24 protein-coding genes are annotated in these 22,599 nt (G+C 69.3%); 19 read left to right on the forward strand and 5 right to left on the reverse strand.

The features are described from left to right. The first annotated feature begins 8 nt into the window (after positions 1–8). Together ACW172_RS03395 and ACW172_RS03400 are read left to right on the forward strand one after the other, a co-directional pair. A complete protein-coding gene (locus ACW172_RS03395; protein ID WP_492033783.1) occupies positions 9–392 on the forward strand; it encodes a chromosomal replication initiator DnaA in 384 nt (127 codons plus the stop codon). Beyond that, on the forward strand, positions 389–1,108 hold the full coding sequence (locus ACW172_RS03400; RefSeq protein WP_492033784.1) for a DUF6456 domain-containing protein: 720 nt from the start codon (positions 389–391) through the stop codon (positions 1,106–1,108). The genes ACW172_RS03395 and ACW172_RS03400 overlap by 4 nt, the downstream gene beginning before the upstream one ends. A gap of 3 nt (positions 1,109–1,111) precedes the next feature. Here ACW172_RS03400 and ACW172_RS03405 read toward each other — a convergent pair whose 3' ends face one another. Next, positions 1,112–1,540, reverse strand: a complete 429-nt coding sequence (locus ACW172_RS03405; protein ID WP_492033785.1) for a SufE family protein — start codon at positions 1,538–1,540, stop codon at positions 1,112–1,114. Positions 1,541–1,759: 219 nt separating this feature from the next. Here ACW172_RS03405 and ACW172_RS03410 point away from each other — a divergent pair, with 219 nt between their 5' ends. Further along, positions 1,760–3,454, forward strand: a complete 1,695-nt coding sequence (locus ACW172_RS03410) for a sensor histidine kinase (protein WP_492033786.1) — start codon at positions 1,760–1,762, stop codon at positions 3,452–3,454. 7 nt (positions 3,455–3,461) lie between these two features. Here ACW172_RS03410 and ACW172_RS03415 read toward each other — a convergent pair whose 3' ends face one another. Beyond that, the gene (locus tag ACW172_RS03415; RefSeq protein ID WP_492033787.1) at positions 3,462–4,334 is read right to left on the reverse strand and encodes a hypothetical protein; all 873 of its coding nucleotides are present in this window, start codon (positions 4,332–4,334) and stop codon (positions 3,462–3,464) included. A gap of 57 nt (positions 4,335–4,391) precedes the next feature. On the opposite strand from ACW172_RS03415, the gene ACW172_RS03420 reads away from it, so the two are divergent. The 4 genes from ACW172_RS03420 to ACW172_RS03435 all read left to right on the forward strand — a co-directional run bounded on the left by ACW172_RS03420 (position 4,392) and on the right by ACW172_RS03435 (position 8,538). Continuing rightward, positions 4,392–4,724: a DUF1491 family protein gene (locus ACW172_RS03420; RefSeq protein ID WP_492033788.1), complete on the forward strand. Its 333-nt coding sequence runs from the start codon at positions 4,392–4,394 to the stop codon at positions 4,722–4,724. Positions 4,725–4,859: 135 nt separating this feature from the next. Then, complete coding sequence (locus tag ACW172_RS03425) at positions 4,860–5,240, forward strand: hypothetical protein (RefSeq protein ID WP_492033789.1); 381 nt, start codon at positions 4,860–4,862, stop codon at positions 5,238–5,240. A gap of 86 nt (positions 5,241–5,326) precedes the next feature. After that, complete coding sequence (locus tag ACW172_RS03430; RefSeq protein WP_492033790.1) at positions 5,327–6,892, forward strand: hypothetical protein; 1,566 nt, start codon at positions 5,327–5,329, stop codon at positions 6,890–6,892. Positions 6,893–6,978: 86 nt separating this feature from the next. Then, positions 6,979–8,538 (forward strand): DUF1570 domain-containing protein, encoded by a 1,560-nt coding sequence (locus ACW172_RS03435; RefSeq protein ID WP_492033791.1) that lies wholly within the window; start codon positions 6,979–6,981, stop codon positions 8,536–8,538. A 39-nt stretch (positions 8,539–8,577) separates the two neighbouring features. On the opposite strand, the gene ACW172_RS03440 is transcribed toward ACW172_RS03435, so the two are convergent. Further along, complete coding sequence (locus ACW172_RS03440; RefSeq protein ID WP_492033792.1) at positions 8,578–8,733, reverse strand: hypothetical protein; 156 nt, start codon at positions 8,731–8,733, stop codon at positions 8,578–8,580. A 186-nt stretch (positions 8,734–8,919) separates the two neighbouring features. On the opposite strand from ACW172_RS03440, the gene ACW172_RS03445 reads away from it, so the two are divergent. From ACW172_RS03445 to ACW172_RS03470, 6 genes are all read left to right on the forward strand, one after another. Continuing rightward, the gene (locus ACW172_RS03445) at positions 8,920–10,551 is read left to right on the forward strand and encodes a peptide chain release factor 3 (RefSeq protein WP_492033793.1); all 1,632 of its coding nucleotides are present in this window, start codon (positions 8,920–8,922) and stop codon (positions 10,549–10,551) included. 91 nt (positions 10,552–10,642) lie between these two features. After that, positions 10,643–11,908 carry a DUF1570 domain-containing protein gene (locus ACW172_RS03450; RefSeq protein ID WP_492033794.1) on the forward strand — a complete coding sequence of 422 codons (1,266 nt, stop codon included), beginning with the start codon at positions 10,643–10,645 and terminating at the stop codon, positions 11,906–11,908. Between the two features lie 48 nt (positions 11,909–11,956). Continuing rightward, the gene (locus ACW172_RS03455) at positions 11,957–12,295 is read left to right on the forward strand and encodes a hypothetical protein (RefSeq protein ID WP_492033795.1); all 339 of its coding nucleotides are present in this window, start codon (positions 11,957–11,959) and stop codon (positions 12,293–12,295) included. Positions 12,296–12,430: 135 nt separating this feature from the next. Then, the gene (locus tag ACW172_RS03460) at positions 12,431–13,684 is read left to right on the forward strand and encodes a hypothetical protein (protein WP_492033796.1); all 1,254 of its coding nucleotides are present in this window, start codon (positions 12,431–12,433) and stop codon (positions 13,682–13,684) included. 32 nt (positions 13,685–13,716) lie between these two features. Continuing rightward, the gene (locus ACW172_RS03465; RefSeq protein ID WP_492033797.1) at positions 13,717–14,268 is read left to right on the forward strand and encodes a CDP-alcohol phosphatidyltransferase family protein; all 552 of its coding nucleotides are present in this window, start codon (positions 13,717–13,719) and stop codon (positions 14,266–14,268) included. A gap of 335 nt (positions 14,269–14,603) precedes the next feature. Further along, positions 14,604–14,969 carry a hypothetical protein gene (locus ACW172_RS03470; RefSeq protein ID WP_492033798.1) on the forward strand — a complete coding sequence of 122 codons (366 nt, stop codon included), beginning with the start codon at positions 14,604–14,606 and terminating at the stop codon, positions 14,967–14,969. A gap of 132 nt (positions 14,970–15,101) precedes the next feature. Here ACW172_RS03470 and cysQ read toward each other — a convergent pair whose 3' ends face one another. Further along, complete coding sequence (gene cysQ / locus ACW172_RS03475) at positions 15,102–15,881, reverse strand: 3'(2'),5'-bisphosphate nucleotidase CysQ (protein WP_492033799.1); 780 nt, start codon at positions 15,879–15,881, stop codon at positions 15,102–15,104. Positions 15,882–15,986: 105 nt separating this feature from the next. Here cysQ and chpT point away from each other — a divergent pair, with 105 nt between their 5' ends. The 5 genes from chpT (at position 15,987) to ACW172_RS03500 (ending at position 20,718) form a co-directional block, all read left to right on the forward strand. Beyond that, positions 15,987–16,640, forward strand: coding sequence for a histidine phosphotransferase ChpT (gene chpT / locus ACW172_RS03480; RefSeq protein ID WP_492033800.1), 654 nt, complete (start codon positions 15,987–15,989; stop codon positions 16,638–16,640). Positions 16,641–16,727: 87 nt separating this feature from the next. Continuing rightward, positions 16,728–17,099 carry a response regulator gene (locus tag ACW172_RS03485; protein ID WP_492033801.1) on the forward strand — a complete coding sequence of 124 codons (372 nt, stop codon included), beginning with the start codon at positions 16,728–16,730 and terminating at the stop codon, positions 17,097–17,099. Positions 17,100–17,118: 19 nt separating this feature from the next. Then, positions 17,119–17,937 carry a CheR family methyltransferase gene (locus ACW172_RS03490; protein WP_492033802.1) on the forward strand — a complete coding sequence of 273 codons (819 nt, stop codon included), beginning with the start codon at positions 17,119–17,121 and terminating at the stop codon, positions 17,935–17,937. A gap of 87 nt (positions 17,938–18,024) precedes the next feature. Beyond that, the gene (locus ACW172_RS03495; RefSeq protein ID WP_492033803.1) at positions 18,025–19,902 is read left to right on the forward strand and encodes a M20/M25/M40 family metallo-hydrolase; all 1,878 of its coding nucleotides are present in this window, start codon (positions 18,025–18,027) and stop codon (positions 19,900–19,902) included. A 60-nt stretch (positions 19,903–19,962) separates the two neighbouring features. Then, positions 19,963–20,718, forward strand: coding sequence for a DUF1223 domain-containing protein (locus ACW172_RS03500; protein ID WP_492033804.1), 756 nt, complete (start codon positions 19,963–19,965; stop codon positions 20,716–20,718). Here the strand turns inward: ACW172_RS03500 and ACW172_RS03505 are convergent. After that, positions 20,715–20,861 (reverse strand): hypothetical protein, encoded by a 147-nt coding sequence (locus tag ACW172_RS03505; RefSeq protein ID WP_492033805.1) that lies wholly within the window; start codon positions 20,859–20,861, stop codon positions 20,715–20,717. The two genes, ACW172_RS03500 and ACW172_RS03505, sit on opposite strands and share 4 nt — an antisense overlap. Positions 20,862–21,076: 215 nt before the next feature. Here ACW172_RS03505 and recA point away from each other — a divergent pair, with 215 nt between their 5' ends. Continuing rightward, positions 21,077–22,159 carry a recombinase RecA gene (recA, locus tag ACW172_RS03510; protein WP_492033806.1) on the forward strand — a complete coding sequence of 361 codons (1,083 nt, stop codon included), beginning with the start codon at positions 21,077–21,079 and terminating at the stop codon, positions 22,157–22,159. Positions 22,160–22,599: the final 440 nt, after the last annotated feature.

Genomic DNA, 22,599 nt, shown 5'->3' on the forward strand with positions numbered 1-22,599 from the left:
TCAGGACAATGTCGCAGGCAGGAATGGAAGAGGCGGGTTGGCGGGCGCCGGTAACGGAGGGCGATCGGACGCGGGTGGGGCTGGCGATGCAGTTGATCGCCCTGAGTTTCGACGTGCCGGTCGCGGCGATGAGCGGTGCGCGATTGGCGCCCAGGGCCTGCCGGGCCCGCTACCTCGCGGTCTATCTGGCTCATGTGGGGTATGGCTGGACGCTGGAACGGGTCGGTCTCGCCTTCGGCATCAACCGGGCGACCGCCGGCTCGGCCTGTCGCTGGTCGGAAGACGCGCGCGACGATCCGGCCATGGACGCCGCCCTTGATCGGATGGAGCAGACTCTGCGTCTGATCTGCGACACGCCCCGGCTGGAGCTGTCGGTCGGAGGCGCCGCATGACCGCCGAAGCCTCAAACCCTATCGAGCGCGCTCGCCGCATGCTGGCCCGGCCCGGCGCCTGGATCGACCAGCAGGACGGCCGCTATCCGATCCGGGTCGGCGGCGATCGCCGCTCGCGCGTCAGCCTGACACTGGACGAAGCCGGCTTCCGGGCCCTGGTCGCCGATCCGGGTCTCAGGGGCCGGGCAAACGGCGGCTGGACCGCCCGGCCCACCGCTGACGCCTCGGCTCCCGCCCCGGGCCGCCCCGGGATTCTGCCCGGCGAGATAATGGTGATGGAGGCTGACGGCCGGATGACGCCCCGCGCCGGCAATCTTGGCGAGAGCCCCATCGCCTGGCTCGCCCGGCGGCGCGACGCTTCGGGCCGCCCCTGGCTGACCCCGGCCGAGGTCGCGGCGGGCGAGCGGCTGAGGCAGGATGGAGAGCTGGCCGCGTCCGGCCCCTCCCTGACCATGCGCTGGGACGCCCTGCCCCGCTCGGGCGCCGGCTCGGCGGCGCGGGTCGAACCCGGCGATCGGGCCCTGTCGGCCGCCACCCGGGTCGAGGCCGCGCTGAACGCCGTCAGCCCCCGCGTGCGCGCCTTCGTCGTCCACGTCTGCCTTCGCAGCTCCAGCCTGCAGCTGGCCGAACGCGAGCTTGGCCTGCGCCGCCGTCAGGGCAAGACCCTGCTCAAACAGGGGCTGGAGGCGCTGGCGGAGCACTATGGGATCGGTTGAGCTTCAAGCCCCCGCCAGCGCTTCCTGACGAATCCGCCCCACCATCGAATTCAGCCCGTTGGCGCGCTGGCGGGTCAGGGCCTGGGGCAGACCCAGCCGGTCGAGCGCCGCCTTGGCGTCGAAGCCGAGGATTTCCTCGGGCGTCCGGTCGGAGAACAGGGACAGCAGCAGAGCGACATTGCCCTTCGAAATGGCGCTGTCGGAATCGGCGCGGAAGACCAGCCGCCCGTCGCGGCGTTCGGTCGCCAGCCAGACCTGGGCCGCGCATCCCGGAACCTTGTTGGCCTCGATCCGGTCGGCCTCGGCCAGGGGCTCCAGCCCCTTGCCGAGATCGATGACGTATTCGATCCTCTGTTCCCAGTCGTCGAACAGGTCGAAGTCCTCGACCATGGCGGCGAAAGTATCGGCAATGCTGGCGGCGGACGCGGTCATGAGGCGCCAGATAGAGGCCCCATCCCGCGAGGACAACCGCGGGCGCCGGTTGGGGACAAGTCGGGGCGGTAACCCTAACGGGCGACATGGTCCCCAGTTGCGACTCCTTCTCCCCTTGCACGGAGTCGCCTCAGGCGTGAGCGCCCTCGCCCCGACTCGCCGCCACAGCTAGGTTTCACGGTCGGGCGGTCCGCGCCCGACGCCCATCGGAACCCTGTCTTGAACCTCGCCCCCGCCCTCTCAGACCCCGGACGCGCCCAGGACGTGCGCGCCGTGGTCGGCTGGCATGCGGGCTGGGCCGGGGCGGCTCTGCTGCTGACGGTCGCGGCGCCCTGGCTCTCGCCGGGACTGCAAGGGACGGTGCTGGCCGGGCTGATCGGCCTGATCCTGCCCGGTCTGGCGGGCCTGTGGCTGGCCCGCGCCGACGGTCCCGGTGAGCGGGGGCTGGTGCTGGGCGTCTGGAGCCTGGCGGCCGTGGCGGCCTCGGCCCTGTCCGGCGGCCTGACCGGATCGCTGTCCGCCTTCGTCTTCATGCCCCTGATCGCGGGCATCCTGCTGGGCGGGCGGCTGCTGTCCCTGACCGGCGCCTTCGCCGTGGCCCTGTCGGCCCTGGTGGGCCTTGTCTCCGTCCTGCTCGGCGGCGCGCCCGGCGATAGCCCGACCCTGGCCACGGCCGCCGCCGTGATCACCGCCCTGTCGGCCGCGGCGGCCCTGCACATCGCCACCCGTCCGCGTGAGGACGTCGCCGGACAAGCCCGCGAGAGCCTGGCCCGCGTCGAGAGCGTCCTGGCCGGCCAGCCCGGCCTGACGCTGGTCATGGACCCCGACGGCCGGGTGCTCGGCGCCTATGGGGCCCCGCCCCCGGCGCTGGACGTCGACGCCCTGTTCAGCCAGGGCCTGATTGCCCAGGTCCACGCCCCGGATCGCACTCCGGTCCTTGCCGCGCTCGAGAGGGCTCGCGTCGGCATGGAGGCCCAGGTCATCTTCGCTCCCCGCATCGCCCTCGATCGGCGCGTCACCCTGGTGCTGCGCCGCCTCGACGGCAACGACGCTGCCGTCCGCCTGATCGCCCAGGCCTTCGACGGCACGCCCCAGTTCGCACGCGAGGCCAGTCTGGAAAGCGCCCGCGCCGAAGCCGAGGCCCAGAACGCCGGCAAGACCCGCTTCCTCGCCAATATGAGCCATGAGCTGCGCACCCCGCTGAACGCCGTGCTCGGCTTCTCGGACATCATGCGCCAGCGGCTGTTCGGACCCCTGCCCGACCGCTACGCCGACTATGCCGACAGCATCCACGAGGCCGGCGGCCATCTGCTGGACCTGATCAACGACGTACTCGACGTCTCCAAGATCGAGGCCGAACGCTATGAGCTGTCCGTCGAGCGGTTCGACGCGCGCGAGGCGGTCTCGGCGGCCCTGGCCCTGGTCCGTCTGTCGGCGACCGACAAGGGCATCGATCTGAACGGCGTCCTGCCGCCCGAGCCCCTGATGGTCGACGCCGATCAGAGGGCGCTCAAGCAGATGACGCTGAACCTGCTGTCCAACGCGATCAAGTTCACCCCGGCGCGCGGCTCGGTCACCCTGACCATCGACGCCATCGGCCCCTATATGGAGCTGGTCGTCGCCGACACCGGCGTCGGCGTCGCGCCCGAGGACCTGCGCCGACTGGGTCGTCCGTTCGAACAGGCGGGCGGAGCCGAACAGAGGGCGCAGGGCACCGGTCTGGGCCTGTCGCTGGTCCGCGCCCTGGCCGAGCTGCACGGCGGCCGGATGAGCATCGAAAGCACCCTCGGCGAAGGCACGGCGGTCACGGTGCGGATGCCGGTCGTCGGCCTGACGCGCGCCGCGCCGCCCGAGGGCGGAGCCGAGATCATCCCCCTGCACCCCGACCTGAACTCGGCCAACGACGCGGGCTGAAACGCCCCTAGAGCGACCCCATGGCGATGAAGGCGCGGCCGGCGGCGAAGTCCCCGGCCTCGAAGGTCGCACGGGCGATACTGCCGTCGCTGAACAGGAAGTCGACCGCGAACGGTTCGCGCGGATCCAGCTTCGACAGGGCGTCGGCGGTGTCCGCGGGGAAGAGCCAGGCGTCGCCCTGCGTCTTCTCGGGCTGCAGCAGCCCCTTGTCGGCCGGCAGGGTTCCGGCGGCGAAGAAGGCGCGGCGCATGGTTTCCGGCGGCATGGCCGCGACGCCCGGCGAGGTCATATAGGGGTGGGGCGCGCGTTCGACGTCGCGCATCACCACTTTCGCCGCATAGGGACGCGACTGGCCGACGAAGGAAACCACGGCCTTCAAGGTCTGGCGCTCGGCCCCGCCCTCGACATAGCCGAAGGTGACCGGCGAGGCGCCGACGCGGGTCGTTTGCATCAGCCGCCAGGTCGGGCTGGAGAAGGTGGTGCGGTCAGCGGTCCAGGCGGCGCGGCCGCCCGGGAAACTCATTTTCGCGATCCGCGACCAGCCGTCGAAGGCGTCGCTGACCCGGCCCTTGACCATGGCCAGTTGGGGATCCGCGCAAGGGGTTCGGGCGGCGCTCGTGCGGGCCCGTTCGGCGGTCTCGGCCAGGGCCACGTCGGTGGCGCCCGCACGGGCGGCCGCGCCGCGCGCCTGCCAGGCAGAAGCCGTCAGGGCGGTGGTCAGGGCCGGGTCGAACAGCCGGCACTTGGCGTCGGCGGCCAGGACGAAGCTCCGCTCGAAGTAAGGGACTGTCGCATCCGCCAGGGCGGTGAACGGCGCCGCCAGCATCGCCATGGCGAGCACGGTGGTTCTGGCGTATCGGGTCGCAGGGGCAGTCCTCATGACCCCGACCGTAGACCCATCGGGGTTCCGGTCCCGTTTCCGAGCAGGGTTAGCGATTTGCTTCTTTCCAGCGATCTCTGGGTCAGCGCCCTGATCCGCCGCGCCGAGCTGGCCGGGGCCAATGCGACGGTCGCCCGGCGTGGCGACCAGCGCGCCGGCACCGTCATCGTCAAGGCCTGGAACACGCTCGACCGCACGGCCCGGCTCTACACGGAAGCCTTCGGCCCCGACGGCGAACGCCTCTGGATCCAGCCCGTGACCAGCGAGTTCGAAAGCGAGCTCGACGCCTACATCCAGCGCCAGATCGGCTACGACCCCGACATCTGGGTGGTCGAGATCGAGGACCGCGAGGGGCGGCATTTCATTACCGAGGATGTGGCGAAGACCTGATCTTCTCACGTGCGCGCGAGGGCGACCCCACCGGTCAGAAAACCTTAACCGCGTTCGTGAACGGGACTGCAAGCGCACCGGGTCTAGGGTCGGTTTGTCGGCGAGAAGCGTCGGCGTTCTGGCGAGTAGGGCCCTATGCTGTTTCTTCTGAACGACGTCGTGTTCGATCTGGACGAGGCCACCCCGGTCACGCCCGCCGACGCGCGCCGGTTCGAGAAGCTGGGCTTCGACTATGTGCTGGAGCTCGGCTGCGAGCTGTTCGCCGAGGACCCGATGCTGCACCGGAATGATCCGGGCCGCGCCCGTCGTCTGGCCTGGCTGATCGCCGACCGCAGCCCCGAGATCAACGCCGCCCTGTTCGCCGCCCCGGAAGCCGACTGCGATCCCGACCTGGTCGAACCCCGCTTCTGCGCCCTGCCCGAGGCCGTGATCGGCCAGCTGGGCCGTCAGGAGAAGCGCGGCCGCCTCGACGCCGTCGCCGCCGACCGCGCCGTCTGGAACCGCATGGCGGCCTGAGCCGCCGGCGTCAGGCGTATCCGCTTGACGCAACCCCCGGCCACACTATGGCTTGACCCTCAAGTTGTAGGGATGCGGGGGCGTCTATGATCAAATCCATCATCGCGGGCGCGCGCGGTCTTTCGACGGCCGCCGCGGCCGGTCTCGCCTTCGCGGCCCTGACCGGCGCCGTCCCGGCCCACGCCGAATGGCTGAAGGCCGAGAGCGAACGCTTCATCGTCTACAGCGAAGGCAGCGAAGCCAGCCTGCGCCGCTACGTCCAGCACCTGGATACCTACGACCGGATCCTGCACATCTCCCTGAGCAATTCGATGGGCGAGCCGCCGCCGCGCAAGCTGCCGATCTATCTGGTCGGATCGCGCGCAGGCCTCGTCACTGTGCGCCCGGATCTCGGTCCCAACATCGTCGGCTATTACCTGACGGATGAAGAAGACATCTTCGCCATGGTCATCCGGGACAGTGACGACGACACCCTGCTGCACGAGTACGCGCACCACTTCATGTTCCAGAACGCGGCCTATCCCTACCCGGGCTGGTTCGTGGAAGGCTTCGCCGAATACTATGCCACGGCCGAGTTCAAGTCGGACCGCGTCCTGGTCGGCCAGTACAACGAGAACCGGGCCAGCTGGCTTCAGGGTGGAACCTGGCTGGACATGCGCCACCTGCTGTCGAACCGACCGGGCGGCCGGGCGCGGGGCAGCGAGACCTACTACCCCCTCGCCTGGCTCCTGACCCACTGGTTCTGGGGCAACGCCGAGCGGCAGGTCCAGCTCAACGCCTATCTGGTCGACGTCGGCGCCGGAACCGATCCGGTGGAGGCGATGCAGAAAGCCACGGGCCTGGACCCGGTCGGGCTTCGCCGCGCCCTGCGCCGCTATATGAGCGGCGGAATTCCGTACAAGGCTGTGGTGATGAACTTCCCCGAGGCCCCCGTCACGATCACCCATCTGCCCCGTTCGGCGGACGCGCTTCTGGTGCTCGGCCAGCGGGTGAAGGTCATGGACCCGGAAGACGATGACGCGGCCCGGGTTCTGGCCACGGTGCGCGAAAGGGCCGCGCGCTTCCCCGACGATGATCTGGCGACCCTGGTCCTGGCCCACGCCGAAATGAAACTGGGCGATCTGGCCGCCGGCCAGGCCCTGGCCACAAAGCTGCTGGAACGTGAGCCCGCCAATGTCGAGGCCCTGCAACTGCTCGCCACGGCCGCGATCAAGACCGCTCGCGATGCCGACGCCCCCGACGCCGGCGATCGCGCCATGGGCCAGGCCCGCGCCTTCCTGGGCCGCGCCTTCCGGGCGGACGAAGGCAATTTCCGCACCTATATGCTGCTGACCGACGCCCGCCGCGGGATGCCCAACTATCCGAACGACAATGACATGGCGACGCTGCGCTTCGCCTACACCCTGGCGCCCCAGCTGTCGGACACCGTCCTGCAACTGGCCTCCGCCTTGATCTACAAGGGCGACAAGGACGAGGCGCTCAGCCTGCTCCGCCCCCTCGCCAACGACCCCCACGGCGGCGGGGCCGCCTCGGCGGCCCAGTCGATGATCAACCAGATCAAGGGTGTGTCCGACGCGGACCAGGCAGCCGAAGACGATGCGCCGGCCGAGCCCGAAGACGCCGACACCGCCGGTGACGCCCAAGGGAGCTGATCGGTCCCTCAACGGGCGTCCCGCTTGACGGGAGCCGCGTCGCGTCACACGCTGGCCGTGGGCTGTATGAGTTGGGGATAGTCGGGATGTTGAAATCGATCGGAGCGCGCCTGCGCCCGTTGCTGGCGTGCGCCGCGAGCGCCGTGGCCTTGATGGCGGTCGCCGCGCCCGCCCATGCCGAATGGCTGCGCGCCGAGAGCCCGCACTTCATCGTCTATGGCGACGTCAACGAAGGCGAGTTGCGCAGCTATGTGCGCAAGGTCGAGCGCTTCGACGCCATGCTTCGCCTCTACTACCCGGTGGCCAACGATCGCGAGAGCGGCAAGCTCGAGATCTTCCTCGCCCACGGCATCGATGATCTGAGGAAGATCTATCCGGGCCTCGGCGGGTCGGTCGCGGGCTTCTATTCCGGCGACGTGGACCGGATCTTCGCGGTCGTCGACCTGACCCGATCCGAGGGACAGAGCACCCTTTTCCACGAATACAGCCACCACTTCATGCGGGCCAATATGGCCGGTGACTATCCGGGCTGGTTCACCGAGGGCTTCGCCGAATACTACGCCACGGCGGACCTGGGCCGCGACCGGGTGCGCATCGGCATGCACAGCCCCGGCCGGATGAACTCCCTCACCATGGCCTTCAACGAATGGGCCCCGATGGAGGCGGTTCTGGGCAAGACCGAGGTGCCCCGCACCCTGGGCCACAGCTACTACGCCCAGGCCTGGGCGATGACCCACTACTTCATGAGCACGCCCGAGCGGCAGCAGCAGCTGGCGGCTTATCTCCGGGCCCTTCGTCTCGGAGGCGACCCGGTGGAGGCCTTGCAGACGACCGTCGGCATGACCCCGAACCAGCTGCAGAACGCGATCCGCTCCTATGTGAACGGCCGCATCACCTATTTCACCCCGCTGCAGGCGATCGAGGGGCCGACGGAGGTCGCGATCGCGCCCATGGCACGCAGCGCCCGGGATCTGATCTGGCTGGATCTGCGGATGGACCGTCTCGGCCCCGACGGCAAGGCCGAAGCCCTGGCCCAGGTGCGCGAACGCGCAGCCCGTTACCCCGGCGATGCCTTCGCCGAGGTGGTCCTCGCCAAGGCCGAGATCCAGGACAAGAAGTGGGACGCCGCCGAAGCCGCCGTGGCGCCTCTGGTCGCCGCCGACGCGGTCAATACCGAGGCCCTGCGGTTGACCGCCATCGCCCGCATGCACCGCGCGGACGAGGACGGGGTGGCCCCAACACAGCGAGCGACCTTATATCAGGGCGCCCGCCGCCTTCTGGCGCGCGCGGTCCAGGCTGATCCCACCGACTATCGCATCTATCTCGGGCTGGACGAGTCCCGCAGAGGCGGCCCCGGGTATCCGACCGACAACGATCTCGAAGTCCTGCTCGCCGCCGAGGAATACGCGCCCCAGGTGGATACGGTGCGCCTCCTGGCCGCCCAGGCCCTGGTCAACAAGGGCATCTACCGGCAGGCGATCGAAATTCTGGCTCCGGTCGCCAGCAATCCGCATGGTGACGAGAGTTCCGCTCCGGCGCGGGCGCTCCTGGCCCAGGCGCGAGAAAAGGCCGGACTGGCGCCGACAAGCGCACCGCCGCCTCCGCCGGCCGACGCGGAAGGCGACACGGCCGCGTCGGGGTCCTGAGTTCAGGTCAGGCGGCGAACCTTCCCGAACGGTTCGCCGTCAAACCAGGACGTTGAAAACCACATGCACCACCAGCGCGGTGGCGACGATGAAGCCGAAGCCGCCCATCACGCACAGGAAGGGGTGGTTCGTCTTTTCGTGGTCGGAAGAGGCGGGCCGGGCGAAGGTGTCGTCCGACGGATCGAGCAGGGCCATGGTCGTTTCCTTTTTCCCGCGCGGCGCCCGACTGCGTGGCCGGAAACGTCTCGTGCGGATCGAAGGATGACTCCAAAAACCCCTGCTGGCGAGGGGTCTTTGTGGATTTTATCGACAGTTCGTCGATAGGGCTTTGCCGAGCGGCTCGCGTGACTTCCGGGGCTCGACACGCTAGGTGCGCCCACCATGTCGAAACTGACCCTGCCTGAAGAAGCCGCGCGCCGCCGAACCTTCGCCATCATCGCGCACCCGGACGCCGGCAAGACCACCTTGACCGAGCACCTCCTGCTGGCCGGCGGGGCCATCCGCGCGGCGGGCGCCGTGCGGGCCCGCGGCGAGAACCGGCGCACCCAGTCCGACTGGATGAAGATAGAGAAGGAGCGCGGCATCTCGGTCTCGGCCTCGGTCATGACGTTCGAGCACGACGGCAAGATGTTCAACCTGCTCGACACCCCGGGGCACGAGGACTTCTCGGAAGACACCTATCGCACCCTGACCGCCGCCGACTGCGCCATCATGGTGCTGGACGCCGCCAAGGGCATCGAGCCACAGACGCTGAAGCTGTTCGAGGTCTGTCGTCTTCGGGATATCCCGATCATCACCTTCATCAACAAGCTGGACCGCGAGGCCCTGGACCCGATGGAGCTGCTGGACCAGATCGCGTCCCAGCTGCAGCTCGACCCCGCCCCGATCTGGTGGCCGGCCCAGAGCGGCAACCGCCTGCGCGGCATGATCGAGGTCGGGACCGGAAACTTCCAGCCCTATGCCCGCAAGGTCCCCGGCGCGGTCGAGGACGCGGGCCACCCCGAAGCCCTGCACATCGACGCCGCCTCGCAGCATTTCGAGGCGGGCGAGCTGGGCGAGCTGCGCGAGGCCGCGGAGCTGGTCGAGGGCGGTTATCCGGCCTTCAACCAACAGTCCTTCCTCGAAGGCCATATGACGCCGATCCTGTGGGGCTCGGCCCTGCGCCACTTCGGCATCGACGAACTGCTCAAGGCCATCGGCGACTGGGCTCCGCCGCCCAAGACCATGAAGGCCCAGAAGGCCGCCCCGCCCGAGACCCGCAACGCCCCTGCTCCCGTCGACCTGACCGTCGAGCCGGGCGCGAACGAAGTCACCGGCTTCGTCTTCAAGGTCCAGGCGAACATGGACCCCAACCACCGCGACCGGATCGCCATGTTCCGCATGGCCTCGGGCAGCTTCAAGCGCGGCATGAAGCTGAAGGTCCAGAACACCGGCAAGCAGCTGTCGGTGAACGCCCCGATCATGTTCTTCGCCTCGGACCGCGAACTGGCCGAGGACGCCTATGCCGGCGACGTGATCGGCATCCCCAACCACGGCGTTCTGCGGGTCGGCGACAGCCTGTCCGAGAGCGGCATGGTCCGCTTCGCCGGCCTGCCCAACTTCGCGCCGGAGATCCTGCAGCGGGTGCGGGTCAAGGACCCGCTCAAGGCCAAGCATCTGAAGAAGGCGCTGGACGGTCTGGCCGAAGAGGGCGTGACCCAGCTGTTCCGTCCGGAGCTGGGCGCGGACTTCATCGTCGGCGCCGTCGGCCAGCTGCAGTTCGAGGTCATGGCCGACCGGCTGGGCGAGGAATACGGCCTTGAGGTCATCTTCGAGCCGAGCCCCTACGCCGAGGCCCGCTGGGTCAACGGTTCGGACGCCGACGTCGAGGACTTCGCCTCCAAATACCGGCCCCAGATGGCCCGCGACATCGACCAGGCCCCGGTCTTCCTGGCCAAGTCGAGCTGGGAGACCGGCTATGTCGGCGAGCGCTTCCCCAAGGTCGTCTTCACCAAGACGAAGGAACGCGGCTGACCGGCGCGAAAGTTGTGCGCCCGGTTCAACGAACGGTGGACCGGCCCCGATAAAGCGGCTTTAGGGTGAGGGCTCTCGGGGGAGTTCCATCTTGTCGTCAGTCGCCCAACGTCTCTTGTTCGCCCCGGTCTTCGCCCTGGCGCTGACCGCCCTTACGCCCCTGTCCGCCCTGGCCGAATGGCGGCGCGCCCAGAGCGAGCATTTCGTCGTCTACAGCGACGGCTCGGAACGGGCCCTGCGCGACTACACGGCCAAGCTCGAACGCTTCGACCAACTGCTGACCGCCCGCTTCGGCGGCGCGCGTGCGGAGGCGCGCCGGCTGCCGGTCTATCTGGTCGGTGACGGGAAGGCCTTGCGCGTGGCCGTGCCGGGCCTGCCGCCCGGCATCGCCGGCTACTACTCCAGCAGCGACAACGATGTCTTCGCCGTGCTGATCCGGGGCGATGGCGACGACATCTTGCTGCACGAGTACAGCCACCACGTCATGGCCCGGTCCGGGGACGTCCCCTATCCGGGCTGGTTCCGTGAGGGGTTCGCCGAGTTCTTCGCCACCGCGACGGTGAGCGAGGCGGGTTCGGCGTCGTTCGGCCTGCCCAATATCGGGCGCCTGCAGGCCCTGGCCCAACAGCGCTGGCTGCCGATGGACGTGGTGCTGCGCGCTGACAGCTCGCTGGGCGTCGCCGGCCAGCAACAGATGGGGATGTACTACGCCCAGTCCTGGGCGCTGACGCACTGGCTGGTGACCGACGCCGCGCGGATCCGAAACCTTTCCGCCTATGTCACGGCGGTCAATAGCGGCCGGGATCCTGTCGAGGCCTGGCAGGCGATCTTCGGCATGACGATGGATCAGCTGACGGCCCAGCTTCGCGACCACGTCCGGGGTCGCCTCACCTACGCCAAGCTCGACATTCCGCCGATCAGGCCGGTCATCACGGTGACGACCCTGTCGCCCGCCGCGGATACGGTCATCCTGCCGGCGATCAACGCGCGGTCCTGGAACCCCGAGGCGATCAACGGCCCCGCGCTTCTGGCGACGCTGCGGGCCGCCGCGGCGCGCTTCCCCGACGATCCGCTGGCCCTGGTCGCCGCGGGTCGGGCGGAAATGCGCTGGGGCGACGAGGCCGCCGCCGAGACGGCTCTGACCCATGCGCTCGACCTTCAGGGCGACAATGTCGAGGGCCTGATCCTGATGGCCGACCTGAGCACCAAACGGGGCCTCGACGCCACGGAAGACGCTGAACAGACCCGGCAGTTTGAGTTGGCCCAGGGCTTCGTCGCCCGCGCCCTGGCGGCCGATCCCACCGACCAACGGGTCCACAACGCCCAGAGGCGCGTCCGCCGGTATGTCCGGGATTGAAGCTGGGCAGGCCTTCCTTCCGCCTTCCCGCCGTGGTTCTGTGTCGCCATGTCCGCGATCTGGATCGCCACCCTTTTGAGCGCCCAGACCGCCGCCCCGGCGGCGCTGATCTCCTATGACGAGACGGTGCGGTGCGCGGGCCTGACCCAGGCCGCCTCCGAACTGGAGGGCGGAGAGTCGGCCGAGGGCAAGGCCCTGTCGGACGCGGCCCTCTACTGGTCCCTCGCCGCGACCCAGGCGGCCCAGGCCTCGAACCGGAACGCGACCGTCGCCGACGCCGACCAGAACCGCGCCCGCATCCGGGCGGTGCAGCAGCTGAACGCCCGCGACGGCGACGCCAAGGCGGCCCTGCAGCGCTGCCGCACCCGCACACCCGACCTGGGGTGATACCCGATGGCGGAATCCCCCGCGTTTCCGGACAAACCTGAGCTGAACCGCCCGAGCGGCCCTGCGTTTGCGTGGGGCCCCTCAGGACCGCCCCCGCGGTCCCGAAGCGGGACGACCGAGAGGCTCACGAGGCGCATGTTTGAATTCGGCAGGGATCTGAGACGGCTGTTCGCCCAGGCGCGCGAGAGCGAGGACCTGAGCTGGCTGGAGCTGATCGGCGTGGATCTTCTGGCCGTCGAGGCCCGCCAGCAGTGCACCGACGCGGGCCGGGTGTCCTGCTCCAAGCCCCATCCCGCCTGGCTGCGCGGCGCCGCCCTGTGGCGCGAACACGCCCGCCGCACCGGCTCGGCCGACAGCATCCGCAAGGCGCTGGGCGCCGCTCTCGACGCCGCGCGGCAGGCCAAAACCAACGACGAGATCGCCCGGGCCGCCATCGAGAAGGCCCTGACCCTGCTGCTGCGCTTCGACCTTTCGGGCGGGCGCGGCGTGCTGGACATGGCCGCCGAGGCCGTGCCCGGAACCCGGGAATGCCGTCCGGCGACCGTCGCCCTGATCTCGGCCGTCCACGCCCGCATCCGCTCGCGTCAGGCCCGCTTCGAAGACGACGAGAAGGACGGCTCCGGCGCCCTGATGGCCGCCGCGGCCCTGCTGGACGCCGCCATCCACGAGATGGACCGCACCCGGGCCGGCAATCTGGACGAGCTGCGGATGGACCGCGCCGCCCTGGCCCTCGAGGTCGGCCTGACCCGCCGCGACCCCAATCTGCTGGATCAGGCCGGGCGCGAACTGCTGCGTCTGGTCGAGAGCGCCTCGCCCGACTATCGCCCCCTGACCCGCGCCCGGGCCCTGACCCTGTGCGGGGCCGGGATGTCGGCCCTGGGCGCCCTGGCCGACAACGAGGCCGCGCGCGATCAGGGCCGGGCCATGTTCGACGCCGCCGCCGACCAGTTCACCCCCGACCACAGCCCGCTGGACTGGGTCGTGATCCAGATCGTGCGCGGCGGCGCCCCGGGCGCCGTCTCCCTAGCCGCCCTGCGTCAGGCCGAGGCCCTGACCGCCGGCCAGTCGCTGGTCGTCGGCGCCATGGCCCGCGACATGCTGATCGAGGGCGAGATCGCCGCCGCGACCTCGACCGGCGACGTGCCGCGTCTGACCGACGCCGAGACCGCCGCCCGCATCCGCCTGGCCAGCAATCCGTCGGAGCTGGACTGGGCCGTGGAACAGATCGCCATGGCCCGCATCGCCCGGGCCCGCGCCCTGCTGACCGGTTCGGACGACAGCGCCGCTTCTCTGGCCCTGCTGGAGGCCGCCGAGGTGGCCTCGGACCACGGCCTGCTGGACCTCGCCGCCCGCGCCCGGTCCCTGTTGGCGGTGCGGCTGACCGCCTGACCAGCTTCACCATAGCGTGCTAGCTCTGGCGGATGCTGAACCGTCTGCCCTGGATGCTGGTCCTGTTCCGCCTCGCGGCCGGGCCCGCCATGATCGGTCTCGCCGTTCTCGGGCGACCCGGCCTGTGCGCCCTGCTGCTGGCGCTCGGCGTCCTGTCCGACATCTTCGACGGCATCATCGCCCGGCGACTGAAGGTCGCGACCGAGGCCCTCAGAACCTGGGACAGCCGCGCCGACGTCGTCTTCTGGATCTCGGCCTTCGCCGCGGTCGCCATCGCCCGCCCCGGCCTGATCCCCCTGCTCTGGCCCGCCGCCGCCCTGATCGCGGCGCTGGAGATCGCCAACCATCTGGTCAGCTTCGCCCGCTTCCGTCGCGAGGCCTCGCCACACCACTATCTGTCCAAGCTGTTCGGACTGGGTCTGTGGGCCCTGGTCACCCAGGCCCTGCTCACAGGAGGCGCCCTGCCGACCCTGTGGATCGTGCTCGCCCTCGGCGTCGCCTCCCAGATCGAGGCCTTCGCCATCACGATGCGGCTCAGGGAATGGCGTTGTGATGTGCCTTCGGTGTTCAGCCTGAAGGGCTGAGGCGACCGTCAAACGTCGTAGCCGGAGAATATAAAAACGGGCGCCAAACCGTGCCAAACCGTGCCAAACCGATTTTCGGTCTGAGCGAAATCAGTAGCTTGTCAGACCGCCTGATGGGCGCCCTGCCCCATTATGCGAAGTTCCGGCTGCCTGTCGGACATACGGAAACGCCTCCCCCAAACCTGTCAAAGACCGTCGGGGCGACATGGGTCGGCGGTGCGGGCGGCGCAAGGTTAAGTCAGGAATAAATTCCTGAGCCCACATCCCATAAGGGGCTCCTGCTCTACCAAGCGCGACCATTGCACGGGGCGCTCAACCCTGACAATCATCCCGCCATGAACGTTCAATCGAAGATTGCCCTGTTGTCCGCGGCAGCCACGGTGTTTGCGTTATGCGGCTGCGCTGGATCACGTGAATTACACGCCCTGCCCAGTAGCGCCTTTGATGAGCAGATCAGCCAAGCCGTTCCTATCGGGACGAGTATATCCGAGGCGCAAGGTTTGCTGATTTCAAAAGGCTATCGTTGCTTTCGCGGCGAAGGCTCAGATCCAAGGCCGCTCATAGCTTGTGTCAGTCGGGCGCGTACCTTGGGGAAGCTCACACCGAAAGATTGGCAAATCAAGTTATACTATGACGCCAATGACCGAGTGATCGACATCGTTACGAGCGTCTATCCCGCGTACGACTGGCGCATCAGCTAGGGTCGGCACGCCATGTCCGCGTCCCAGCCATCGCGGATCTCATCTTTGAGCGAACAGGCTGGGAACAGCCTCCGACTGCGGTCAGCAGAGCGAGGATGAAGGAAGGGCGCATGGCGGGCTCCGCCCCCTGCCCTAGCCGCCCACCGCCACAAACGCCCCATTCTTGAACCCCGGCTTGCCGTAGGCCAGGCGCTGGCCGTCGGCGCCGAGGACGCGGCCGCCGGCGGCTTCGAGCACGGCCTGACCGGCGGCGGTGTCCCATTCATGGGTCGGGCCGGTGCGCGGATAGGCGTCGAAGCGGCCCTCGGCGATCAGGCAGAATTTCAGCGAGGAGTCCGTGCCCTGCCATTGGGTGCAGCCGTGGCGGGCGGCCAGACGCGCGGCCTCCTCGTCGCTGACGCTGTGGCTCAGAAGGGCGATCCCCTCCTCCGGCCGATTGCGGACCTTGATGGCGGTCCAGGCCTCGCCGAAGCGGCGGCGTTGGGCGCCGTCGGGACCCAGGCGCCAGCTGATCCCGGTCGCGGGCGCTGAGACAACCCCGGCGACGGGGGCGCCGTCCTCGATCAGGGCGATGTTGACGGTGAAGCTCTCCTTGCCCGCGATGAAGCCCTTGGTGCCGTCCAGCGGGTCGATCAGCCAGAAGCGTTTCGCCGCCGCTTCGGGCGCGCCGTCGGCCGCCACGGCCTCTTCCGCCACCGTCTGGACCCCGGGATAGAGGGCGTTCAGCCGTTCCAGAATCAGGGCCTCAGCCTGCTGGTCCGCCAGGGTGACGGGGCTGTCGTCGGACTTGGCAGTCACCGCGACGCCGGAGCGCCAGTAGGGCAGGATCACGGCCGCGGCCTCTTCGGCGATGTCGGCGATGGCGTCGTGCAGGGCGCCGGAAGCGAGGTCCCGGGTCAGATTCTTGGTCATGGGGCGGGTCGATAGCCGATCCGACCGGTTTCGCGAACCGGCAAATCACCCCAGTTTGCCCCGCGACCGATTCCAACGACCTCTCCGCGCCGGAAAACGAGCCCCATGACCGACGAACAAGCCGCCGCCATCCCGACGGGCGCTGAACTGGCCACCTATGTCGCCGCCAAGCTGTGCCACGACTTCGTCAGCCCGGCGGGGGCGATCAACTCGGGTCTGGACCTGCTGAACGACCCGTCGGCGGCCGACATGCGCGACGACGCCCTGGGCCTGATCACCCAGAGCGCGACCAAGCTTTTGTCCCTCGTCTACTTCTGCCGTGTGGCCTTCGGCGCCGCCACGACCAGCGAACGCTTCACCGGCGAGGAGTTGAAGGCCCTGGTCGAGGGGATGATCGAGGGCGGACGGGCGACCATGGACTGGCGGGTGTCGGAGACGGATTTCGACAAGCCCTCGGCCCGGGCCCTGCTCAACCTCGCCTATCTGACCGCCGGCGCCCTGCCCTCGGGCGGCGAGGCGGTGATCACCAGCCGGCGCGACGGAGATGCGCTGATCCTGACCGGTCTGGCCGAGGGGGTGCGCGCCCGGCTGAAGCCCGAAGCCCTGGTCGGTCTGCGCGGCGAACGCCTCACGGAAGGCCTCGCGGGCCAGTGGATCCAGCCCTACTGGCTGTGGCTGACGGCCCATGAGGCGGGCGGAAGCCTGAGCGTCGTCGCCGAGGAAGGCCGCGTAGCGCTGGTCGCCCGGATGCCGGTTTAATCCCTTTTCCCAACGGCTCGTTAACCGGCGTAAAGCGATAATAACCTTGAAGTGCGGGCGCTTAGGGCCCGGCTGGAGACCCAGGACTTGGACGCCAGAACCTGCCTTATCGTCGACGACAGCCGGATTATCCGAAAGGTCGCGCGGCGCATCGTGGAGGGGCTGGGCTTCGAGGTCGATGAGGCCGCCGACGGGGCCGAGGCCCTGTCCTACTGCGCCTCCGTCATGCCCGACATCGTCCTGCTGGACTGGAACATGCCGGTCATGGACGGCCTGACCTTCCTGCGCCGCCTGCGCGCCCAGCCCAACGGCTCGGCGCCCAAGGTCCTGTTCTGCACCATCGAGACGGCGCCCGAGCGCATCGCCGAGGGCCTGGCCGCCGGCGCCGACGACTATGTAATGAAGCCGTTCGACGGCGAGATCCTGCAATCCAAACTGGCGGAGGTGGGGGCCGTCTGACGACGTCTTCTTTACGCCCATGACCCAGGACGATTTCGACCGCCTCCAGACGTTGCTGGCCTCCAGGGCCGGCTTCCGCCTGACGCGCGACCGGATTCATCTGGCCGAACACCGGCTGGCGCCGATCGCCCGCCGCGAGGGCTTCGACAGCGTCGACGATCTGCTGGCCGCGCTGTGGGCCAAGCCCGTCGCCTCCCTCGGATGGGCGGTCATCGAGGCCCTGCTGAACGCCGAGACCTGGTTCCGCCGCGACCGGGCGCCGTTCGACACCTTCAGCCGCGAACTCCTGCCCGCCATCGGCCGGGTGCGCGAAAACGGGCTGGTGCGCGTCTGGTCGGCCGGCTGCTCCAACGGCCAGGAGGCCTGGTCCCTGGCCATGGGCGGGCTGGAAGCCCAGGCCAATGTCGAGATCGTCGCCACCGACCTGTCACAGCGCGCCATCGAGCGCGCCCGGGCCGGCAGCTACACCACCTTCGAGATCCAGCGCGGTCTGTCGGCCTCGACCATGCTGCGCTGGTTCGAGCCGTCGGACGAGCAATGGGCCGCGCGCGAAGAGCTGCGTCGGGTCGTCCAGTTCGAGCGCGCCAATCTGCTGGACGAGCCGGTCGCCGGCACGCCGCGCTACGACGTCATCTTCTGCCGCAACGTGCTCTGCGACATGGACCCGGCCAAGCGCGGCATGGTCATCGAGGGGCTGGAGCGGCGTCTGGTCGACGACGGCTGCCTGTTCCTCGGCACGGACGAGCGTCTGGACGGAGATACGGTCGCCTTCCGCCCGGTCAACGGCCGCCGGGGCCTGTTCGTGAAGGCGCCGTCGGCGCTCAGCCGCGCGGCCTGATTTCCGTTTGTCCTGACGGGCGAACCGGCTTCCCAAACCATCGTCCGCCCACCTACAGTCTCCTCTCTGATCGGAGGGGATCATCTCATGCGGCTCGCCCTGCTTCTCGGCTCGCTGGCGCTCGCGCTGTTCATCGGCGTGATCGCCCTGCAGACGCCGTCGCCCAGGGGGCCGGAGACGCCCGCCGCCGCCTTCTCCGCTACGCGCGCCATGACCGACGTGAGGGTGATCGCGGCCAGGCCCCACCCGCTGGGTTCGCCCGAGCATGAGGCGGTGCGCGGCTATCTGTTCGCGCGGATGACGGCCCTGGGGCTGAACCCGAGCCTGCACGCCGGGCCGCTGGAGGATTTCGCGAAGACGCGTCTCGCGAAGTGGGGGCTGGATCCGTCCAGGCCGGCGATCAGTCTGGTCGGCGTCCTGCCGGGCCGCGATCCGACCAAGCCCGCCGTGGTCCTGATGGCCCACTATGACAGCGTCGCCAAATCGCCCGGCGCCGCCGACGACACCGCGGGCGTGGCGGCCATTCTGGAAGCCGTGCGGGCCATCAAGGCGCGCGGTCCGGCCGAGCGCGACCTGATCGTCCTGCTGACCGACGGCGAGGAACTTGGACTGGACGGGGCGCGCAACTTCTTCACGACCCACCCCTTGCGCGGCCGCGCCGGGGCCATCGTCAATCTGGAGGCCCGGGGCGGCGGCGGACGGGCCATGATGTTCGAGACGGGTCCGGGCAACCGCCAGACCATCGACCTGTTCACCCGGGCGGCGGCCAAGGCGGACGGCGGGGCGACCAGCAACTCGCTGGCGGTCCTGATCTACAGCCTGATGCCGAACGGCACCGACTTCACCGTACCGCGCAAACAGGGGCTGCCCGGGATCAACCTGGCCTTCATCGGCCGGCCGTCGCAGTACCATTCCCCGACCTCGACGCCGGACGCCCTGGATCAGGGCAGCGTCCAGCACATCGGCTCACAGGCGCTGGAGGCGACCGACGCCCTGCTGCGCGCCCCCGCCCTGCCCAAGGCGACGGAGAGCCGGGTCTATGCCGACGTCCTCGACCACCTGATCCTCGCCCACGCCCCGGCGACGGGCTGGGTCCTGATCGCGATCACCGCGGCCCTGTTCCTGTTCGCCGTCTGGGGCGGGCGACACGCGACCGACCTTGCGTTCGCCGATATCGGACGCGGCCTGCTGGGCGGGTTGTGGTTCCTGACGACGGGTCTGGTCCTGGCCCAGGCGGTGCGGCTGCTGGCCGGGCCAATCGCCAGCCGGGTGACCTCGGCCGATACCTATTATGTCCTGTTGCGCCGCCTGCCGTGGATCGAGGGCGGAGCGGCCCTGACCGTCCTCGCCGTCGCTCTGGCGGCCCTGGCGGGGCGCGACATCGTCGGCCGCAAGGTGCTGGCGGGAGCGATCATCGTCGCGGCCGTGGCCGCCAATCTGATGGGAGGCTTCGATCCCATCGTGACCGGGGCCTCCGTCGTCGCCGTGGGGCTGAGCCTGTGGTCGCAGGCCGCGCCGCGCTCCGTCTGGGGCGGCTGGCTGGGCCTGATCCTGCTGATCGGCCTGATGGGGACGGCGATCCAGGCCCTGGCCCCCGAGGCCGCCTTCCTGCTGATCTGGCCGGCCCTGACCGCGGCGGCGGCGGCGGCGCTTTCGGCCCTGATCGGGGCGCGGATGGTCAGCGCGGGGTCGATGATCCCGGCCGCGATCGTCGGCGCCGTCGGCGGCGGCTGGATCGTCAGCCTGGCCCACCCCGTCTTCCTCGGCATCGGCATGGATTATCCGGCCGTGCTGGCCCTGCTCGGCCTGCTGATCCTTATGTTCGTGCGGCCTCTGGCTCCGCATCAGGTGCGCCGGGCCCTGGCCGGCTGCGCGACCGCCTGTCTGATCTTCGCCTGCGGCGTGTCGATGACCGCTCGCTTCGAGGCGCCGATGGCGGCGCCCGCCGCGGTCGCGGCCCGGTAGGGGCGCGTAACCGCAGCGCCCGCTCCGGCGAACTCACCGGCGTCACTCCGGAGCGTCGCCATGTCGTCCATCCCCGCCTTCTCTTCGCGCGCCGTGCGTCGCGGCCTCGGCCTGGTGGTCGGCGTCTCCGCGCTCGTCGCGGCCCTGGTCGCCGGTCATGTCGCCGCGACGCCGGCCGGCGCCGGCGTTCCCGCGCCCGGTCTCACCGTCGTGGAACTGTTCACCAGCCAGGGGTGCAGTTCCTGTCCGCCCGCCAACGCCAATCTGACGCGCCTTGCGGCCCGGCCCGAGATTCTTGCTCTCAGCTTCGGCGTCACCTACTGGGACCAACTCGGCTGGACCGACACCTTCGGCAGCCCGGTCTTCACGGCCCGCCAGCGCGCCTATCAGAACGGCCTGGGCAACGACAATGTCTGGACGCCACAGGTCGTGGTCGACGGTCGCGCCGATGTCGTCGGCCAGAATCTGGTCGAGATCGAACGACTGATCCGCGGCCACCGCGCCTTTACCGGCCCGACCGTGGTGTTCCGCGAAGGCGGCGTCGGGCTGGCCGGAGGCGCCGCGCCTGCCAGGCCGGCCGACGTCTGGCTCGTGCGATACGACCCCCGTGTCGTCGAGGTCCCGGTGCGGCGGGGCGAGAATGGCGGCCGGACCCTGCCGCATGTCGACGTCGTGCGCGAACTGGTGCGGCTCGGGGGCTGGAACGGCCGGACCGTGGGCTATGCCCTGCCTGCCGCGACCCGTGACGGTCTTCGAACGGCAGTCCTCGTCCAGAGCCCCGGCGGCGGCCCGATTCTGGCGGCTGCGCGTCTCTAGAGAATCGTCAGCAGCAGCACGGCGGCGACCGCCGCGCCGCCTGCAATCAGAAGGCGGTTGTGGCGATGCAGAAAGGCCGCGAGATCGCCCGAGGCGGTCGCGGCGCGATAGTCGTGTTCGTGAGGCTGATGGTGGCAGGTCATGCCGTCGTTAACGATCGGCGGCCGCCACGGTTGCGGTCAACACGCCGCCGTGATGCGTCAGAAACGGTCGCATGCCCCGAAAACGTTCCACTGATGTTCTCCGGAACGTCTTGGCAACACCCCGAAAGCGTGTTCTACATCTGTTCACAGGGAGCGGGTCCACGGCGGGTCTCTCCCAAGCATCGATGGGAATCATGGCAAGGGAGAGCGGTAAGATGGCTTCGCAGGCGGCATTGAAATTGGTGGGCAAGGAAGACGGCGACAAGCAGCGCGCCCTGGAGGCGGCGATCGCGCAGATCGATCGCGCCTTCGGCAAGGGCTCGGTGATGAAACTGGGCAAGAACGGCGTCGCCGAGGTCATCCCCTCGGTCTCGACGGGTTCGCTCGGCCTCGACATCGCGCTCGGCATCGGCGGCCTGCCGCGGGGCCGGGTGATCGAGGTCTTCGGCCCTGAATCCTCGGGCAAGACCACCCTCGCCCTGCACACGGTGGCCGAGATCCAGAAGGCGGGCGGCACCGCCGCCTTCGTCGACGCCGAACACGCGCTGGATCCTTCCTATGCCCAGAAGCTGGGCGTCAACCTCGACGAACTGCTGGTCTCCCAGCCCGATAACGGCGAACAGGCGCTGGAAATCGTCGACACCCTGGTCCGTTCTGGCGCGGTCGACATCGTGGTGGTCGACTCGGTCGCGGCGCTTACGCCCCGCGCCGAAATCGAGGGCGAGATGGGCGACAGCCTGCCGGGTCTTCAGGCCCGCCTGATGTCTCAGGCCCTGCGCAAGCTGACGGGCTCGATCAACAAGACGCAGTGCATCGTCCTGTTCATCAACCAGATCCGCCACAAGATCGGCGTCATGTACGGCTCGCCGGAAACGACGACGGGCGGCAATGCGCTGAAGTTCTACGCCTCCGTCCGTCTGGACATCCGCCGCACCGGCGCGATCAAGGACCGCGACGAGGTCACGGGCAACACCACCCGGGTCAAGGTGGTCAAGAACAAGGTCGCCCCGCCGTTCCGCGAGGTCATCTTCGACATCATGTACGGCGAGGGCATCTCCAAGCTGGGCGAGGTCATTGACCTGGGCGTCAAGGCCGGGGTGATCGAGAAGTCGGGCAGCTGGTTTTCCTATGACTCGACCCGCATCGGTCAGGGCCGCGAGAACGTCCGCGCCTTCCTCAAGGCCAACCCCGACATGGCCGATGCCATCGAGGACAAGGTCCGCAAGTCGCAGAACAAGATCGCCGAAGACCTGCTGGGCTCGCCCGAGCCTGACGAAGGCCAGGATATGGAGGGATAGAAATCCTCCCCCATCGGGGGAGGGGGACCGCGACGCGCTTGCGTCGGGGTGGAGGGGGCGTCCGGACTCGGCGGCCTCTACTCATCATCCCCACCCACACTCCCTCCGGCTGGTCCCCGCGACCCGCCGCCGACCCCGCGGGGCTCGGGCCGGAGCGAGCAAGGGCCGCCCCGCGCAAGCGAGGCGGCCCTTTTTCCTTGGCCAGCGCCGTATCAGCCGACACCGCTCGCCAATCCGCCCGCGCCTTCGGGACCTCCTCCAAACCGGGCCTCCACAATGTCCGCTATGGGTGGGAAGCGGGCTTAGCGCCGTGCAGGTGCAATCATCCGTTTGATCAAACGGAACGATACGCATTCAGACGGTAGGCCACTTCCGACGGCGAGCCGTGGACATACGCAAGGTCGATGGTGTGAACCCCGTCCGAGCCCGTGATGATTATG

The sequence above is a fragment of the Brevundimonas sp. ALps5 genome (assembly GCF_058681645.1).

Excerpts from the sequence above, each read along its gene's own strand:
- ACW172_RS03395 (WP_492033783.1), top strand. The coding sequence starts at position 9 with ATGTCGCAGGCAGGAATGGAAGAGGCGGGTTGGCGGGCGCCGGTAACG.
- ACW172_RS03400 (WP_492033784.1), top strand. The coding sequence starts at position 389 with ATGACCGCCGAAGCCTCAAACCCTATCGAGCGCGCTCGCCGCATGCTG.
- ACW172_RS03405 (WP_492033785.1), bottom strand. The coding sequence starts at position 1,540 with ATGACCGCGTCCGCCGCCAGCATTGCCGATACTTTCGCCGCCATGGTC.
- ACW172_RS03415 (WP_492033787.1), bottom strand. The coding sequence starts at position 4,334 with ATGAGGACTGCCCCTGCGACCCGATACGCCAGAACCACCGTGCTCGCC.
- ACW172_RS03425 (WP_492033789.1), top strand. The coding sequence starts at position 4,860 with ATGCTGTTTCTTCTGAACGACGTCGTGTTCGATCTGGACGAGGCCACC.
- ACW172_RS03430 (WP_492033790.1), top strand. The coding sequence starts at position 5,327 with ATGATCAAATCCATCATCGCGGGCGCGCGCGGTCTTTCGACGGCCGCC.
- ACW172_RS03435 (WP_492033791.1), top strand. The coding sequence starts at position 6,979 with ATGTTGAAATCGATCGGAGCGCGCCTGCGCCCGTTGCTGGCGTGCGCC.
- ACW172_RS03440 (WP_492033792.1), bottom strand. The coding sequence starts at position 8,733 with ATGGCCCTGCTCGATCCGTCGGACGACACCTTCGCCCGGCCCGCCTCT.
- ACW172_RS03445 (WP_492033793.1), top strand. The coding sequence starts at position 8,920 with ATGTCGAAACTGACCCTGCCTGAAGAAGCCGCGCGCCGCCGAACCTTC.
- ACW172_RS03455 (WP_492033795.1), top strand. The coding sequence starts at position 11,957 with ATGTCCGCGATCTGGATCGCCACCCTTTTGAGCGCCCAGACCGCCGCC.
- ACW172_RS03460 (WP_492033796.1), top strand. The coding sequence starts at position 12,431 with ATGTTTGAATTCGGCAGGGATCTGAGACGGCTGTTCGCCCAGGCGCGC.
- ACW172_RS03465 (WP_492033797.1), top strand. The coding sequence starts at position 13,717 with ATGCTGAACCGTCTGCCCTGGATGCTGGTCCTGTTCCGCCTCGCGGCC.
- ACW172_RS03470 (WP_492033798.1), top strand. The coding sequence starts at position 14,604 with ATGAACGTTCAATCGAAGATTGCCCTGTTGTCCGCGGCAGCCACGGTG.
- cysQ (WP_492033799.1), bottom strand. The coding sequence starts at position 15,881 with ATGACCAAGAATCTGACCCGGGACCTCGCTTCCGGCGCCCTGCACGAC.
- chpT (WP_492033800.1), top strand. The coding sequence starts at position 15,987 with ATGACCGACGAACAAGCCGCCGCCATCCCGACGGGCGCTGAACTGGCC.
- ACW172_RS03490 (WP_492033802.1), top strand. The coding sequence starts at position 17,119 with ATGACCCAGGACGATTTCGACCGCCTCCAGACGTTGCTGGCCTCCAGG.
- ACW172_RS03495 (WP_492033803.1), top strand. The coding sequence starts at position 18,025 with ATGCGGCTCGCCCTGCTTCTCGGCTCGCTGGCGCTCGCGCTGTTCATC.
- ACW172_RS03500 (WP_492033804.1), top strand. The coding sequence starts at position 19,963 with ATGTCGTCCATCCCCGCCTTCTCTTCGCGCGCCGTGCGTCGCGGCCTC.
- ACW172_RS03505 (WP_492033805.1), bottom strand. The coding sequence starts at position 20,861 with ATGACCTGCCACCATCAGCCTCACGAACACGACTATCGCGCCGCGACC.
- recA (WP_492033806.1), top strand. The coding sequence starts at position 21,077 with ATGGCTTCGCAGGCGGCATTGAAATTGGTGGGCAAGGAAGACGGCGAC.